General features: G+C 70.8%; 9 protein-coding genes and 1 pseudogene. 6 read left to right on the top strand and 4 right to left on the bottom strand.

Features of this window, described 5'->3' with window-relative positions:
• Positions 1-88 precede the first annotated feature (88 nt).
• The 5 genes and pseudogenes from ABH940_RS02415 to ABH940_RS02395 all read left to right on the top strand — a co-directional run bounded on the left by ABH940_RS02415 (position 89) and on the right by ABH940_RS02395 (position 9,184).
• Complete coding sequence (locus ABH940_RS02415; RefSeq protein WP_370064540.1) at positions 89-1,162, top strand: ABC transporter permease; 1,074 nt, start codon at positions 89-91, stop codon at positions 1,160-1,162.
• Positions 1,159-1,695, top strand: a pseudogene (locus ABH940_RS02410) (ABC transporter ATP-binding protein); the annotation flags it as partial. The gene ABH940_RS02415 and the pseudogene ABH940_RS02410, both read left to right, overlap by 4 nt.
• 280 nt (positions 1,696-1,975) lie before the next feature.
• Positions 1,976-2,698 (top strand): VIT1/CCC1 transporter family protein, encoded by a 723-nt coding sequence (locus ABH940_RS02405; protein WP_370064536.1) that lies wholly within the window; start codon positions 1,976-1,978, stop codon positions 2,696-2,698.
• A 482-nt stretch (positions 2,699-3,180) separates the two neighbouring features.
• Positions 3,181-7,728 (top strand): glutamate synthase large subunit, encoded by a 4,548-nt coding sequence (gene gltB, locus ABH940_RS02400; RefSeq protein ID WP_370104276.1) that lies wholly within the window; start codon positions 3,181-3,183, stop codon positions 7,726-7,728.
• Entirely contained in the window at positions 7,721-9,184 is a 1,464-nt protein-coding gene (locus ABH940_RS02395) for a glutamate synthase subunit beta (RefSeq protein WP_370064534.1), read from the top strand. Before gltB ends, ABH940_RS02395 begins: the two co-directional genes overlap by 8 nt.
• Before the next feature lie 177 nt (positions 9,185-9,361).
• Here the strand turns inward: ABH940_RS02395 and ABH940_RS02390 are convergent, their stop codons facing one another.
• From ABH940_RS02390 to ABH940_RS02375, 4 genes are all read right to left on the bottom strand, one after another.
• The gene (locus tag ABH940_RS02390; protein WP_370104078.1) at positions 9,362-10,258 is read right to left on the bottom strand and encodes a hypothetical protein; all 897 of its coding nucleotides are present in this window, start codon (positions 10,256-10,258) and stop codon (positions 9,362-9,364) included.
• A gap of 121 nt (positions 10,259-10,379) precedes the next feature.
• Positions 10,380-12,251, bottom strand: a complete 1,872-nt coding sequence (locus ABH940_RS02385; RefSeq protein ID WP_370064530.1) for a phospholipase C — start codon at positions 12,249-12,251, stop codon at positions 10,380-10,382.
• Between the two features lie 144 nt (positions 12,252-12,395).
• A complete protein-coding gene (gene efeB / locus ABH940_RS02380) occupies positions 12,396-13,616 on the bottom strand; it encodes an iron uptake transporter deferrochelatase/peroxidase subunit (RefSeq protein ID WP_370064528.1) in 1,221 nt (406 codons plus the stop codon).
• A complete protein-coding gene (locus ABH940_RS02375; protein ID WP_370104076.1) occupies positions 13,613-14,821 on the bottom strand; it encodes an imelysin family protein in 1,209 nt (402 codons plus the stop codon). The genes efeB and ABH940_RS02375 overlap by 4 nt, the downstream gene beginning before the upstream one ends.
• Positions 14,822-15,017: 196 nt before the next feature.
• On the opposite strand from ABH940_RS02375, the gene pyk reads away from it, so the two are divergent.
• Positions 15,018-16,466, top strand: a complete 1,449-nt coding sequence (pyk, locus tag ABH940_RS02370) for a pyruvate kinase (RefSeq protein WP_370064524.1) — start codon at positions 15,018-15,020, stop codon at positions 16,464-16,466.
• The last annotated feature ends 58 nt before the right edge of the window (positions 16,467-16,524 follow it).

The following is a 16,524-nucleotide window of genomic DNA, read 5'->3' as shown; positions in this document are numbered from 1 at the left end:
CTGATGGAAAGCGGCGTCGAAAACGCGAGCGTGGAGTACATAAGCCCACACCCGGAAGCCGAGTCGGCACCATCGAGGAGTCCACACCGTGTTCGTCGCCCTGCGTGACATCCGCTTCGCCAAGGGGCGCTTCGCCCTGATGGGCGCGGTCGTCACGCTCATCACCACGCTGGTGGTCTTCCTCTACGGACTCACCGGCGGCCTCGCCTCCGACGCCTCCTCGGCGATCGCGCAACTGCCCGCCACCGACCTCGTCTTCGGCGCACCCGGCGGCGCGACGCCGGAGGTGTCGTTCAGCAACAGCGGCATCAGCGCCGCCCAGCAGCGGGCCTGGGAGTCGGCGCCCGGCATCGGCTCGGTGCAGCCGCTCGGGGTGGCCATGTCCCGGCTGACCGGCGGCTTCGGCGCGACCGCGGTGAGCGTGCTCGGCGCGCCCGCGGGACTGACGCCGCCGCTGGCCTCGGGCGTGGCCCCGGAGGCGGGACAGGTCGCGGTGAGCCGGAAGGTCGCGTCGGCGGACGGGATCAAGGTCGGCGACCAGGTCGGCGTGGGTGGGCGGACGCTCACCGTCTCCGGCATCACCGACGACCGCTCCTACGGCCACGCCCCCAGTGTCTGGACACCCCAGGCCACCTGGCAGCAGGTGACCGGTGCGCAGCAGCCCAACGCGCTCGCCGTCGACCCGGGCACCGCCGACACCGCCGCGCTGGACAAGGCGCAGAACACCGACATGGTGACGCGCGGCGCCGCGCTCTCCGGCATCGACGGCTTCTCCGCCGAGCAGGGCAGCCTGCAACTGATCCAGGGGTTCCTCTTCGCGGTCAGCGCGCTGGTGGTCGGCGCGTTCTTCACCGTCTGGACGGTGCAGCGCCGGGCCGACATCGCGGTACTGAAGGCCGTCGGCGCGTCCAGCGCCTACCTGGTCCGCGACGCCCTGGCACAGGCGCTGGCGATGCTGCTGGGCGGCGCGCTCACCGGAGCGGTGATCGGCTTCGGCGGCGGAGCACTGCTGGGCGGCACCGGGATGCCGTTCACCCTCAGCGCGGCGACGGTCGCGGTGCCCGTCGTCGTCATGGTCGTGCTGGGCCTCGCCGGTGCGGCCCTCGCCGTGCGCCGCATCACCTCCGTCGACCCGCTGACCGCGCTGGGAGCCAACCGATGAGCCGACCGATGAGTCTCGTCCTGTCCGACATCGTCCTCACCTACCCCGACGGCGACCGTCGCCTCACCGCGTTGGACCGCGTCTCGCTTGAGGTGGGCGCGGGGGAGTTCGCCGCCGTCGTCGGCCCGTCCGGTTCCGGCAAGTCCAGCCTGCTCGCCGTCGGCGCGACGCTGCTGACGCCGGACAGCGGACGCGTTCTGATCGCGGGGCAGGACGCGTCCGCGATGGACGGACGACAGCGCACCGCGCTGCGCCGGGACCGGATCGGCATCGTCTTCCAGCAGTCCAACCTGATCGCCTCGCTCACCGCCGTCGAGCAGTTGCAGGCCGTGGCCCACCTGCGCGGCGGGAGGCCGCGGGCGGTCGCGGCGCGTGCCGAGGAGCTGTTGGCCTCGGTCGGCCTCACCGACGGCAAGCAGCACCGCCGCCCGCACCAGCTCTCCGGCGGCGAGCGCCAGCGCGTCAACATCGCGCGGGCGCTCTTCGCGGAGCCGTCGGTGCTGCTGGTCGACGAGCCGACGTCCGCGCTGGACCACGAGCGCGGCGAGCAGATCGTCGCCCTGTTGGCCCGGATCACCCGCGAGCACGGCACGGCGACGGTGATGGTCACCCACGACAAGGCACAACTCGCCGCAGCCGACCGGGTTCTGGAGATGGCCGACGGCCGGCTTGCCGAGCTGACGGCAAGGGTGCCGCGCGCTTAGGCAAGGAAGGCCTAACTTCCCAGGTCAGAGGCGTGGTTAGGCAGTCCTGCCTTGCTGGAAATGAGCGCGCGAGCACGTTACTTTCATCGACGTGACCACGATGATGCCCATGAGCGCCCAGGACATAGCCGAGACCGCAGAGGCCTACAAGCACGACCACCGCGACGTGAACGGTGGCTGGCTGCGCCCGGCGGTGTTCGGTGCGATGGACGGCCTGGTGTCGAACTTCGCGCTCATGTCCGGCGTGGTCGGCGGCCACGCGAGCAACAACGTGGTGGTGCTGACCGGCCTGGCCGGCCTCGCCGCCGGTGCGTTCTCGATGGCGGCCGGCGAGTACACCTCCGTTGCCTCGCAGCGCGAGCTGGTGCAGGCCGAGCTCGAGATCGAGCGCCTGGAGCTGCTGCGCAACCCGCAGGAGGAGCTGGCCGAGCTGGCCCAGCTGTACGTCGACCGCGGCGTCGAACCGCACCTTGCCTTCGAGGTCGCCCAGCAGCTGAGCGCTGATCCCGAGCGCGCGCTCGACGTCCACGCCCGCGAGGAGCTGGGCATCGACCCCGACGACCTCCCGTCGCCGCTGCTCGCGGCGGTCTCGTCCTTCATCTCCTTCGCGCTGGGTGCGCTGCTGCCGCTGCTGCCCTACCTGCTGGGCGCGACGTCGCTGCTGCCCGCGGTGGTCCTGTCGATCGCCGGGCTGTTCCTCTGCGGCGCGGTGGTCAGCAAGGTCACGGCGCGGACGTGGTGGTTCGGCGGGTTCCGCCAGTTGGCGCTCGGGGGCGCGGCGGCGGGAGTGACGTTCCTGCTGGGACAGCTCATCGGCGGACACATCGGCTAGTGCCGCCCACGCGGCGGAGCGCATCTCAGCAGAGCCGCGCCCAGCGGGGCCCCGCGCCCCAGACGTTTTGCAACTTGCCGCTCTGCGGATCTCACCCTGCGTGGTTTTACTCACACGCGACAAACACGTGAAGGGTCTGTTTCGCGAGCCCAGCGATCGGGCACACTTGCGAGGACGTCCGAATACCCCGTGACCCTGGGTGTGCGACGTGACGGGAACCTCCTTCTTCCAAAGGCCGCACCCATGGCCTGGATCCGCCGGTAAGTCCACATCGTGGACTTGAAAATCCACTGAGTGGAATCTCCGGCAAGATGTAACCTGCACCACCCGCACACGCTAAGGGCCAGCGTCGTCCCGGATGCGCATGTGAATTGACTCCATGCCGAATTCCGACGACGGGAGAGCCGATGCTGCCTGCGTCTTCGCGCCCCGCCCCCCGCCCCTACGCGGCCTTGGCGGATGCGCGCCCCGCCAAGCAGGGCCTGTACGACCCGAGCAATGAGCACGACGCCTGTGGCGTCGGGTTCGTCGCCTCACTGAGCGGAGTCGCCGAGCACCGCATCATCGAGCAGGCGTTGACCGTCCTGCGCAATCTGGAACACCGCGGCGCCACCGGCGCCGAACCGGACTCCGGCGACGGCGCCGGCATCCTGACCCAGATCCCGGACGCGTTCCTCCGCGAGAAGTCCGCCGAGCTCGGGTTCGAGCTGCCCGCCCAGGGCCGCTACGCCGTGGGTATCTCGTTCCTGCCGGACGACGACGCCGCCGACGCGGCGGCTGTCTCGGCCATCGAGACGATCGCGTCCGAAGAGGGCCTGACCGTCCTCGGCTGGCGTGACGTCCCGGTCAGCCCGGACCTGCTGGGCGCCACCGCCCGTTCGGTCATGCCGCGCTTCCGCCAGCTCTTCGTCGCCGACGCCGAAGGCGCCAAGGCGGGCCTGGAGCTGGACCGGGTGGCATTTGTGGTGCGCAAGCGCGCCGAGCGCGAGGCAGGGGTCTACTTCCCCTCCCTCTCCGCGCGCACCCTGGTCTACAAGGGCATGCTGACCACCGGGCAGCTGGAGCCGTTCTTCCCGGACCTCTCGGACCGCAGCTACGCCTCCGCGCTCTGCCTGGTGCACAGCCGCTTCTCCACCAACACGTTCCCGAGCTGGCCGCTGGCGCACCCGTACCGGTTCGTCGCCCACAACGGTGAGATCAACACCGTCAACGGCAACCGCAACTGGATGATCGCCCGCGAGTCGCAGCTCGCCACGGACCTGATCCCGGCCAACGCGAACGGGCAGGGTCTGGACCGGATCTTCCCGATCTGCACCCCGGGCCACTCCGACACCGCCTCGTTCGACGAGGTGCTGGAGCTGCTCCACCTGGGCGGACGCTCCCTGCCGCACGCGGTGCTGATGATGATCCCGGAGGCGTGGCAGAACCACGCCACCATGGACCCGGCCCGCCGCGCCTTCTACCAGTTCCACTCGAACCTGATCGAGCCCTGGGACGGCCCGGCCTGCGTCACCTTCTCCGACGGCACCCAGGTGGGCGCCGTGCTCGACCGCAACGGCCTGCGTCCGGCGCGGTACTGGGTCACCACCGACGGCCTGGTCGTGCTGGCCTCCGAGGTCGGCGTGCTGGACATCCCGCAGGACCAGGTGGTCCGCAAGGGCCGGCTGCAGCCGGGCAAGATGTTCCTGGTCGACACGGCCGAGGGTCGGATCGTCGACGACGAGGAGATCAAGTCCAAGCTGGCCGCCGAGCACCCGTACGCGGAGTGGCTGCACGCGGGCTCGATCAAGCTGGACGCGCTGCCCGAGCGCGAGCACGTCGTGCACACCCACGCGTCGGTGACGCGTCGTCAGCAGACCTTCGGCTACACCGAGGAGGAGCTGCGGGTCATCCTCGCGCCGATGGCGCGGACCGCCGGTGAGGCGCTGGGATCGATGGGCACCGACTCGCCCATCGCCGCGCTCAGCTCCAAGCCGCGGCTGCTCTTCGACTACTTCTCGCAGCTGTTCGCGCAGGTCACCAACCCGCCGCTGGACGCGATCCGCGAGGAGCTGGTCACCTCGCTCGGCTCCAACCTGGGGCCCGAGGGCAACCTGCTCCAGGCCGAGGCCGCCTCCTGCCGCTCCGTCGTGGTGCCGTTCCCGGTCATCGACAACGACGAGCTGGCCAAGCTGATCCACATCAACGCGGACGGCGACCTGCCCGGCCTCAAGGCCGTCACGCTCTCCGGCCTCTACCGGGTCTCCGGCGGCGGCGAGGCGCTGGCTGACCGGCTGGCGGAGATAGCGGCCGAGGCCGACGCGGCGATCGCCGACGGTGCGCGCCTGATCGTGCTCTCGGACCGCCACTCCGACGCCGAGCACGCGCCGATCCCGTCGCTGCTGCTCACCGCGGCCGTGCACCACCACCTGATCCGCACCAAGCAGCGCACCCACGTCGGCCTGATCGTCGAGGCCGGCGACGTGCGCGAGGTGCACCACGTGGCGCTGCTGATCGGCTACGGCGCCGGCGCGGTCAACCCCTACCTGGCCATGGAGTCGGTCGAGGACCTGGTCGCCCAGGGCACCTTCATCGACGGCATCGAGCCGGAGAAGGCGATCGGCAACCTGATCAAGGCGCTGGGCAAGGGCGTGCTCAAGGTGATGTCCAAGATGGGCATCTCCACCGTCGCCTCCTACCGCGGCGCGCAGGTCTTCGAGGCCATCGGCCTCGGCCAGGACCTGGTGGACGCCTACTTCACGGGCACCACCACCAAGCTCGGCGGCATCGGCCTGGACGAGATCGCCAAGGAGAACGCCGACCGCCACGCCCAGGCCTACCCGGCCTCCGGCATCGCCGCCGCGCACCGCCGTCTGGAGATCGGCGGCGAGTACCAGTGGCGTCGCGAGGGTGAGCCGCACCTGTTCGACCCGGACACGGTCTTCCGGCTGCAGCACGCCACCCGCACCAAGCGGTACGACATCTTCAAGCAGTACACCTCGCGCGTGAACGAGCAGTCCGAGCGGCTGATGACGCTGCGCGGCCTCTTCAAGTTCAAGGACGCGAGCGAGTTCGAGCCGGGCGAGGGCCGTGCCCCGATCCCGATCGAGCAGGTCGAGTCCGTCGCCGACATCGTCAAGCGGTTCTCCACCGGCGCGATGTCCTACGGCTCCATCTCCCTGGAGGCGCACGAGACGCTCGCCATCGCCATGAACCAGCTGGGCGGCAAGTCCAACACCGGTGAGGGCGGCGAGGACCCGGACCGCCTCTACGACCCGGCGCGCCGCTCCGCGATCAAGCAGGTCGCCTCCGGCCGCTTCGGCGTCACCAGCGAGTACCTGGTCAACGCGGACGACATCCAGATCAAGATGGCCCAGGGCGCCAAGCCCGGTGAGGGCGGCCAGCTGCCCGGCCACAAGGTCTACCCGTGGGTGGCCCAGACCCGGCACAGCACCCCCGGTGTCGGTCTGATCTCCCCGCCGCCGCACCACGACATCTACTCCATCGAGGACCTGGCTCAGCTGATCCACGACCTCAAGAACGCCAACCCGGCGGCCCGCATCCACGTGAAGCTGGTCTCCGAGGTCGGCGTCGGCACGGTCGCGGCGGGCGTCAGCAAGGCCCACGCCGATGTCGTGCTGGTCTCCGGCCACGACGGCGGCACCGGCGCCTCGCCGCTGACCTCGCTCAAGCACGCCGGTGGCCCCTGGGAGCTCGGCCTGGCCGAGACGCAGCAGACGCTGCTGCTCAACGGCCTGCGCGACCGGATCGTGGTGCAGACGGACGGTCAGCTCAAGACCGGCCGCGACGTGGTCATCGCCGCGCTGCTCGGCGCGGAGGAGTTCGGCTTCGCCACCGCCCCGCTGGTGGTCTCCGGCTGCATCATGATGCGCGTCTGCCACCTGGACACCTGCCCGGTCGGCGTCGCCACGCAGAACCCGGTGCTGCGCGAACGCTTCAGCGGCAAGCCGGAGTTCGTGGTGAACTTCTTCGAGTTCATCGCCGAGGAGGTCCGCGAGATCCTGGCCGAGCTGGGCTTCCGCTCCATCGAGGAGGCCGTCGGCCACGCCGAGTTCATCGACGCCACCGACGCGGTCGACCACTGGAAGGCCAGTGGTCTGGACATCGCCCCGCTGCTCCACGTCCCGGACACCGGCTCGGCGCTGCACGCCACCACCGTGCAGGACCACGGGCTGGACAAGGCGCTGGACAACCAGCTGATCGAGCTGGCCCGGGAGGCGCTGGAACACGGCGAGTCCGTGAAGATCGAGCTGCCGGTCCGCAACGTCAACCGCACCGTCGGCACCATGCTCGGCCACGAGGTGACGAAGCGTTACCGCGGCGAGGGTCTGCCCGAGGGCACCATCGACGTCACCCTCAGCGGCTCGGCCGGCCAGTCCTTCGGCGCGTTCGTGCCGCGCGGCGTCACGCTGCGGCTGGAGGGCGACGCCAACGACTACGTCGGCAAGGGTCTCTCCGGCGGCGTGGTCGTGGTCCGTCCGGCCAAGGACGCCTCCGCGATCGGCGCCGACGCGCAGAACCACGTCATCGCGGGCAACACCATCGGCTACGGCGCCACCTCGGGCCGGATCCACCTGCGCGGCAAGGCCGGTGAGCGGTTCGCGGTCCGCAACTCCGGCGCCACGCTGGTCGTCGAGGGCGTGGGCGACCACGCTCTGGAGTACATGACCGGCGGTCGCGTGGTCGTCCTCGGCGAGACCGGACGCAACCTGGCGGCCGGCATGTCCGGCGGCATCGGCTACGTGATGGACCTGCGCCCCGCCAACGTCAACGGCGGCATGGTGGGCATCGAGGCCCCCGACGCGGCCGATCGCGAGTGGCTGCGCGAGACGGTGCAGCAGCACTACGAGGAGACCGGCTCCACGGTGGCGGCCGAGCTCCTCGCCGACTGGGGCAGCGGCGTCTCCCGCTTCTCCAAGATCATGCCCACCGACTACAAGGCCGTGCTCGCCGCCAAGGACGCCGCCGAGCGAGACGGACTCTCCGAGTCCGAGACCACCCGCAAGATGATGGAGGCGGCTAATGGCTGACCCGAAGGGCTTCCTCACCACGCCCAAGCAGCTGGCCGAGAGCCGCCCGGTCGCCGAGCGCGTCCGGGACTGGAACGAGGTCTACGTCGAGCGCTCGCTGCTGCCCATCATCAGCAAGCAGGCCGGACGCTGCATGGACTGCGGCATCCCGTTCTGCCACAACGGCTGCCCGCTCGGGAACCTGATCCCCGAGTGGAACGACCTGGCCTGGCGGGACGACTGGAACGGCGCCATCGAGCGCCTGCACGCGACCAACAACTTCCCGGAGTTCACCGGTCGCCTCTGCCCGGCCCCGTGCGAGTCGGCCTGCGTCCTCGGCATCAACCAGGACCCGGTGACCATCAAGAACGTCGAGGTCACCATCATCGACAAGGCCTGGGACCGCGGCGGCGTCACGCCGCAGGTCCCGGACCGGCTCTCCGGCAAGACGGTCGCGGTCGTCGGCTCGGGCCCGGCCGGTCTGGCCACCGCCCAGCAGCTCACCCGGGCCGGGCACACCGTGGTGGTGTACGAGCGCGCCGACCGGATCGGCGGCCTGCTGCGCTACGGCATTCCCGAGTTCAAGATGGAGAAGCGCCACGTCAACCGCCGTGTCGAGCAGATGCGCGCGGAGGGAACCCGGTTCCGCACCGGTGTCGAGGTGGGCGTCGACATCACCGGACGCCAGCTGCGCGAGCGCTTCGACGCGGTGGTCGTCGCGGCCGGTGCCACCACGGCACGCGACCTGAACGTGCCCGGTCGCGAACTGCGCGGCATCTACCAGGCCATGGAGTTCCTGCCGCTGGCCAACAAGGTGCAGGAGGGCGACTACGTCGACTCGCCGATCAGCGCCGCGGGCAAGCACGTGGTCGTCATCGGTGGCGGCGACACCGGCGCGGACTGCGTCGGCACCGCGCACCGCCAGGGCGCGGCCTCGGTGACCCAGCTGGAGATCATGCCGCGTCCGGGCGACGACCGCCCGGCCGGGCAGCCGTGGCCGACCATGCCGATGGTCTTCAAGGTCACCTCCGCGCACCAGGAGGGCGGCGAACGGATCTACTCCGTCAACACCACCCACTTCAGCGGCGATGAGGACGGCAACGTCCAGGCGCTGCACCTGGTCGAGGTCGTGTTCAGCGAGGGCCGGTTCGAGCCGGTCCCCGGCAGCGAGCGGAGCATCCCGGCGCAGCTGGTCACCCTGGCCATGGGCTTCACCGGCACGGACCAGAAGAACGGCCTGGTGGAGCAGCTCGGCGTCGACCTGGACGCGCGTGGTAACGTCGCCCGCGACGACCGTTTCGCCACCAACGTCGATGGCGTGTTCGTCGCCGGTGACGCCGGCCGCGGTCAGTCGCTCATCGTCTGGGCCATCGCCGAGGGCCGCTCCGCGGCCAAGGCGGTCGATGCCTACCTCTCGGGCAGCGCCTCCACGCTGCCCGCCCCGATCCGCCCGACGGACCGTCCGTTGACCGTGTAATGACGCACTGACGCAACGACGTCTGCCGGGTCAGCCAGCGTGGCCTGCAACGGCGCCGGATCGCACGCGGCGAACACAGTGCTGATTGCGCTGGGCGGCACCAGCCCCCTGTCCCCGACCAGTTCGGGGGGCTGGTGCCGTTGTTCGTTCCCGGGGCTCAGCCGGGGTCGGCCGGGATCAGCGAACGGGCAGTTCGGGCATCCCGTCGGCCACGTCGAGCACCGTGCGGCCGTCCAGCGGATCGCTGAGGTGCACCGGGACAGGGAGTTCGGTCGCGCTCGCGGCGCAGACGGTGCCGGGAGGAATCGGCGCCGGGTCGTCGGTCGCGCCGACCACCACGACGTCCTTGGTCTCGTAGACCAGCCCCTTCGGCAGCGGCTGCTTGCCGCAGCCGGCGCCCACGCCGAGGGTGAGCGTGCGGCCGTCGGGGGAGACCCTGATCAGGCCGGCTCCCTCGTAGCCGTTGAGCCGGGGCGGATTGGACGTGCTCGGCACCGGCTCCGGCCGCACCGCCGGCACAGTGAACTCGCCCTGGTAGCCGGCGATGCGCAAGGCCCAGGCCGGAACGGTCGCCATGCCCTGGCTCGTGGGCAGGCGCAGCGTGGTCGCGCGGACGGCGGTCACGGTGAGCGTGGTCGTGCAGCTCGACGCGGGACACGGCCCGCCGCCACCTGCGACGCCCAGCGCGTCCGCCGGTTGCAGGCCAGGGAGCGTTCGGGTCGTGCCCCGGTCGAAGCGGACGGTCTGCTGCGCCGGACCGATGGGCGGTCGCACCGCGAAGCGGACCCTGCCTGTCGCGAAGGCCGCCTTGTCCGCCTGGGAGTGGAACGCGTCGGACGGGACGCGGACGCCGTCGCCCTGGGGGACGTAGCCGTTCTGCCACGTCTGCTGGAGCGGTGAACCGTCCCAGGCGGAAGCCAACGTGTCGGCGCGCACGGTGAACGGGTTCGGATCCGTCGGTGCGCCCTGCCTGGGCGCGGCCGTCGAGGAAGTCTGCACGGTTGTGGTCGTCGCGCAGCCCGCAGCGGCGGACAGCAGGACGGCGGCTAGGGCGAGGGCCCGGGAGGGACGCATGCCGGTGGGACGCGCCGCGTCGGGCCCCGGTTCCCGCACGGAAAGCCCGAGGGCCGGACCCGCCGCAGCGGATCCGACCCTCAGGCGTTGTCAGCACATCAGCACATCAGCGCATCAGCGCTTACGCGCGGCCCAGCGCCTTGCGGCGCGAGCGGCGGGAGACCGCCGTGCCGGTGCCGAGGGCCACGACGGCCGCCGCGCCCAGGCTGATCGACAGCATCGTCGCGCCGTTGTCCGACGAGCTGCTGGCCGCCGTCGGGGAGGCGTTGATCGCCATCGGGGTGTCGCTGTCGTCGCCGTGGCGGATCGGCGTCACCGAGGCCACCGAGCCGCTGCTGTTGAGCAGCACCCGCACGTTGTTCGGGCAGTCGAAGTTGAACGCGGAGTTCAGCGAGCCCGCCGAGGCGTCGAAGGACCCGTCGCCGATCCGGCCGAGCTTCCAGTTGTCCTCGATGAACTTGGTGATCGAGGACTGGTCGGTGAAGGTGTGGCTGACGTGGTTGGTGCGCGCGTAGGGCGAGATCACCATCAGCGGCTGGCGCGGGCCCACACCGCAGCGGTCCTGGTAGCCCTTCTTTGCCGCCGGACCGGCCTGGCAGGCCGCCGTGTCGGTGGTCGTGGTCGACGAGGCCGCAGTGGTGTCCGTCGAGCCGTTGGTGGGCGCGTGGTACACGTGGTCGTACCAGCCGTCGGAGTCGTCGTAGGCGAGGACCACCGCGGTCGAGGACCAGTCCGGCGAGGACTGCAGCGCGTTGATCTCCTTGACCAGGAAGTTCTGCTCGTCGATCGGGTCGGAGTAGCCCGCGTGCCCGTCCTGGTACTCACCGGCCTTGAGGAAGCTGACGGCCGGCAGGTTGCCCGCCTTCAGCGCCTCGTCGAAGTAGCTCAGGTCGTACTGGTGGTTGGCCTGGCCGTTGTTGCCGACCTCGGCCTCGCTGGCCGGAGCCAGGTGGTGCGGGTTCGAGGTCGACTTGTAGTACTCGAACGGGTCGTGGTGCGCGCTGTAGTCCGCCACCGTCGCGCCGCCCACGTTGGTGTGGGTCGCGCCGCAGACCGCGTAGCCGCTGGTCCCGTTGTACGGCGTGGTCGGGGCGAAGCCACCCTGGAACCAACCCCAGGTCACGTGCTTGGAGTTGAGCAGGTCGCCGACGTTGCCGCCCTGCATCTCCGCCAGCGGGGAGTTCGAGGTGTGGTTGTTGTTGGCGCAGTCGTCGTACGCCGGGTCCGGGTCTCCGATGACGGTGCCGACGCCCTGAGCGTTGGGCGAGTGGACCGTGTACGGGTCCGGAGTCGCCGTCTGCGTCGGGTCGGTGGTGCTGCCGTTGCCGGTGACCGAGACGACGCCGTGGGTCTGACCCGAGATCAGGTTCAGCGCGCCGACCGAGGACGGGCCGTACTCGTCGTCGAACGAGTTGTCGTTCAGCGTGTAGTGCTGCGCGTAGTTCCACATCGCCGTGACGGTGTTGCCGTCGTAGTAGTCCATGGCCAGGCCGGGCGCGCCGTAGAGGCCGCCGGAGCACGTGTCCTTGGAGGTGTACTGGACGAACTTGTCCATCTTGCCGCCGTCTTCGGCGTACTGCTCCGGCGTGTAGTTGTGGTTCTGGTCGCAGGTCAGCGCCTGCTTGCCGCTGAGGCGCTGCGGCGCGTAGAGGTTCGGGTTGCTGTTCAGCAGACCCGAGGTGACCAGCGTGTTCGCCTTGGGGGTGTGCGGCGCGGCGGTGAACGGCGTGCCGTCCGTGTTCGCGGCCTTGGGGTAGGTGCCGAAGTAGTGGTCGAAGGAGACGTTCTCTCCGAAGATCACCACCAGGTGCTTGATCGGCGTGGTGGTGTGCACCGTGCCGTGGCTCGCGCCGCCCTGGCCGCCGTGGCCGTGGTCCGCAGCCGCCCAGGCAGGAGCGGTCCCGGCGGCGACGGTCAGCGCCGCGGCCCCCACCAGCGCGGCCCAGCGCCTGCCTCGGCGCCGCGTGCTCGTGCTCTCTGCCGTACCGCTCATCCCGTTCCCCTCCAAAGGGCCTGAACAATCGTCAAGCTGCGGACCGCATCATTCGCGCTGCGAAGGACGGGCTCGGAGCGCGGAGATGACGGCCTCGTAAACGGCAGGAAAAGCCTAGCCTCTGCGCGCGTAGATCAGGCCGGTTCAGGGCAGGAGCCCGCTCCCGTACCGGTCGTTCGTGTCCCGTACGCCCGGCAGGACGAAGAAGTAGCCGCCGCCGAACGGACGGATGTAGTCCACCAGCGGCTCACCGGCCAACCTCCGCTGCACGGTGACGAACTGACGCTCCAGATCCTGCTGGAACGCACAGAACACCAGGCCCATGTCCAGGTTGCCGTTCGCGTCCGTGCCGCGGTCGTAGTTGAAGCCGCGGCGCAGCAGCCGCTGGTCTGCGGTCGGCGCGGTACGCGGGTTGGCCAGGCGGATGTGCGCGTCCATCGGGATCACGTCGCCGGTCGGGTCGGCGGCGAAGTTCGGTACGTCGGTCTCGGTCCGGCCGTCCAGCGGCGCGCCGGAGTCCTTCTGGCGGCCGAACATCCGCTCCTGCTCGGTCAGGCTCACCCGGTCCCAGAACTCGACCAGCATGCGGATCAGTCGGACGGCGAGGTAGGAACCGCCGGTGGCCCAGGCGGGTTCGCCCTGGCCCGCGCCGACCCAGAGCAACTGGTCCATCAGCCGGGAGTCGGTGACGTCGGGGTTGGCGGTGCCGTCGCGGAAGCCCATCAGGTTGCGCGGCGTGCCGACCGGTCGCGGCGGCGAGGCGAAGCCGTCGATCCGCCAGCGCACCTGCATCGCGCCCCGGGTGTGCCGGGCCACGTCGCGCAGCGCGTTGGCCAGCACGTCGGTGTCGTCGGCCTCCAACTGCAGCAGCAGGTCGCCGCCGCACTGGGTCGGGTCGAGGTCGTCGTCGGGGAAGGCCGTCATGGTCGAGAGCCGCAGCGGCTTGGCCGAGGCCAGTCCGAAACGGTCGTCGAAGAGCGAAGCCCCCGCGCCCAGCAGCGCCGTCAGCGTCCCGCCCGGGACGGTCGGGCCCAGCACGCCGGAGTCCGACGGCGGCGCGGAGATCCCGAGCGGGTCAGGGACGCCGCCGGTGACCAGGAACCGCAGCCGGTCGGTCAGGGTGCCGAACAGGTCGAGAAGACCGGACCGGTCGGCGGCCATGACGTCGAAGGCGACGAAGGCGGAGCAGCGCCGCTTGGGTGTGACGATCCCGGCCTGGTGGACGCCGTGGAAGCCCTGGGTCGCAGGTGCAGGCGTGGTGGGCGAGGCGCCGTTGCGCACCGCGGCGACCGTGCCTGCGACCGCACCGGCCGCCAGTGCTCCCGCCAGCACGGACCGCCGGCCCACACCCGACGTCGCGCTCATGTCGTCCTCCGCACGTCCAGCACCGCTGCGACCGGCGCGAGTTGCTCCACCAGATTCCCGAACACCGCGTTCAGCCGCTCGCGTTGCAGCTGCGAGAGCGACGCCGGCGGTGCGCCGTCCAGCGTGGTCAACTCGGAGCGGGCGGCGGCCATCGCCGCGTCGATGGACGGCAGGTCTACCCTGCTGGTCAGCAACGGGCGCACCAGCGCAAGGACTTCTGCCGTCCCGTCCAGATTCGCCTGCACGGTCTGCAGATTGGAGTCGCTGCCGTAGTCGGTGCGCCCGCTCAGCTCGAACTCGATCGCGTTCTCGACGATCTCGTGCGCCCGCACACCCAGCACCAACGGGTCCAACTGCACCGTCGCCCACGAGGTCTGGAGCCCCTGCACGTCGGAGCGGAGCTTGGCCGCCACGGGCGCCAGGCTGGACGCCGACGCGCCGTGCCACAGGCCGTACTCGAGCGCGTGGAACCCGGTGCTGTCCTGACGCGGGCCGTTGATCTCCTCGTCCACGTCGCCGAACGCGCCGTAGGCAGCGCCGAGGCGCTCGTAGTCGAGGTGCGCCGTCAGCCAGCGCTGCCGCGCGCCCGCCAGGTCGCCTGAGCTGACGGCCGTCTCCAGTGCCGTCACATCACCGACAAGGGAAGGGAGTTGACCGGCAACCCAGTGCTGGTACGCCAGCGTGGCGGGGATCAGGTCCTGCTGCGTCACCGGGACCACCGCCGGTGTGCCGGTACCCGACTCCGACGAAGTGCCCGGGCCCTTCGGGCCCTTGACGGCGACGGTCGGCCCGGTCACCGCGTCGACGTCCTGCTGCAGGCAGCGGAAGGCGTACGCACCGGGCGCGAGACGGACCAGCATCGGCCGCGAGCGGTTCGGGGCCAGGCCCTCCACCTCGGCGACGACCGCGCCCGTGGCGGGCTCCAGCAGATCGACGTCGGTGGGGGACACGCCGGTGTCCGTCACGTCGAACACCTGCAGACCGGCCGTCGGCCGCGTCCAGCCCGCGCCGCAGGCGCTCGGTGAGATCTGCACGGCCGTGTGCGGCAGCGTCGGATAGTCCGCCGGGGCGCTGTTCGCCGCTCCGGCGCTCGCCGAACCCTGCGCGCCCCCGGACAGCTCCCACGCCGCGAGTCCGGCCAGCGCCACCGCCGTCGCCACCACCGCAACCCCGGCCCGGTACCGGCCCCGACTACCTTGCTCCACGATCGCGCTCCACCCGGCCGATGCTAGGGATGCTGGGCGCGCGTTCGAAAGGGGGGACCGGAACCGGAAAGGAAGTGTTCCCCTGCAGTTCACGCGTGCGTACGTTTCGGAAAGTTCAACCCTCGGTCGGCGAAAAGCCATCTGACGCCCCGTCGGCGCCGCCAAGCTACCCCTGGGTAGGATCTAGGCTCGTAGCATGCGCCGAGCAAAAATCGTCTGTACGCTAGGCCCCGCCACCGACAGCTACGACCAGATCAAGTCCCTGGTCCAGGCCGGAATGGATGTGGCCCGCTTCAACCTCAGCCACGGCAGTCACGCCGAGCACGAGGACCGCTACCGCCGAGTCCGCAAGGCCGCGGACGAGACCGGCCGCAGCGTCGGTATCCTGGTCGACCTGCAGGGCCCCAAGATCCGCCTCGCCACCTTCGCCGAGGGACCCGTACTGCTCGAACGCGGCGACGCGTTCACCATCACCACCGCCGACTGCAAGGGGGACCGCAACCGCTGCGGCACCACCTACGCGGGCCTCTGCGGCGACGTCACCGCGGGCGAGCGGATCCTGGTCGACGACGGCCGGGTCACCCTCGAAGTCACCTCCGTCGAAGGCCAGAACGTGCACTGCACGGTCGTCGAGGGCGGCATGGTCTCCGACCACAAGGGCCTCAACCTTCCCGGTGTGGCCGTCTCCGTCCCCGCGCTGAGCGACAAAGACGTCGCCGACCTGCGCTGGGGTCTCCGTCTGGGCGCCGACATGGTCGCCCTCTCCTTCGTCCGCAGCGCGGACGACATCAAGGACGTCCACCGCATCATGAGCGAGGAGGGACGCTTCGTCCCCGTCATCGCCAAGGTGGAGAAGCCGCAGGCGGTCGAGAACCTCGCCGAGATCGTCGACGCCTTCGACGCCGTCATGGTCGCCCGCGGCGACCTCGGCGTCGAGATGCCGCTGGAGCAGGTCCCGCTGGTGCAGAAGCGGGCCATCAAGCTCTGCCGTCGCAACGCCAAGCCGGTCATCGTGGCGACCCAGATGCTCGACTCGATGATCAACGCCTCCCGGCCCACCCGAGCCGAGGCGTCCGACGTCGCCAACGCCGTCCTCGACGGCGCCGACGCGGTGATGCTGTCCGGCGAGACCAGCGTCGGCAAGTACCCCGTCGAGACGGTCCGCACCATGAGCCGGATCGTCGAGGCGGCCGAGGAGGAGGTCCTCGCCGCCGGGCTGCCGCCGCTGACCGGCTCCCACAAGCCGCGCACCCAGGGCGGCGCGGTCGCCCGCGCGGCGGCCGAGATCGGCGACTTCCTGCACGCCAAGTACCTGGTGGCGTTCACCCAGTCCGGCGACACCGCCCGACGGCTGTCCCGCTACCGCTCGCCGATCCCGGTGCTCGCCTTCACCTACGAGCCCTCGGTGCGCAGCCGGCTCGCGCTGACCTGGGGCGTGGAGACGTTCCTGGGCCCGTTCGTGGACACCACCGACGAGATGATCGACCAGGTCGACGCCGCGCTGCTGGCCATCGGCCGGTGCGAGGTCGGCGACATCGTCGTCATCACCGCCGGCTCCCCGCCCGGTCTCGCCGGCTCCACCAACCTGGTCCGCGTCCACCACGTCGGACAGGACGACCTGCCGATCCCGCCCAGGAACCGCTGAGCAGCAGGTCGCAGCAGGTCCGCAACGGGCCCGCAGCAGGTCCGCAGTAGGTCCGGAC

It is taken from the genome of Streptacidiphilus sp. BW17, assembly GCF_041262485.1.
Taxonomy (GTDB): Bacteria; Actinomycetota; Actinomycetes; order Streptomycetales; family Streptomycetaceae; genus Streptacidiphilus.
This window is presented reverse-complemented; position numbering and strand designations above follow the sequence as displayed.

What these genes read in the sequence shown, in the direction of transcription:
- pyk (WP_370064524.1), top strand. Translation starts at nt 15,018, where the DNA reads ATGCGCCGAGCAAAAATCGTCTGTACGCTAGGCCCCGCCACCGACAGC.
- ABH940_RS02405 (WP_370064536.1), top strand. Translation starts at nt 1,976, where the DNA reads ATGAGCGCCCAGGACATAGCCGAGACCGCAGAGGCCTACAAGCACGAC.
- ABH940_RS02385 (WP_370064530.1), bottom strand. Translation starts at nt 12,251, where the DNA reads ATGAGCGGTACGGCAGAGAGCACGAGCACGCGGCGCCGAGGCAGGCGC.
- ABH940_RS02390 (WP_370104078.1), bottom strand. Translation starts at nt 10,258, where the DNA reads ATGCGTCCCTCCCGGGCCCTCGCCCTAGCCGCCGTCCTGCTGTCCGCC.
- ABH940_RS02395 (WP_370064534.1), top strand. Translation starts at nt 7,721, where the DNA reads ATGGCTGACCCGAAGGGCTTCCTCACCACGCCCAAGCAGCTGGCCGAG.
- efeB (WP_370064528.1), bottom strand. Translation starts at nt 13,616, where the DNA reads ATGAGCGCGACGTCGGGTGTGGGCCGGCGGTCCGTGCTGGCGGGAGCA.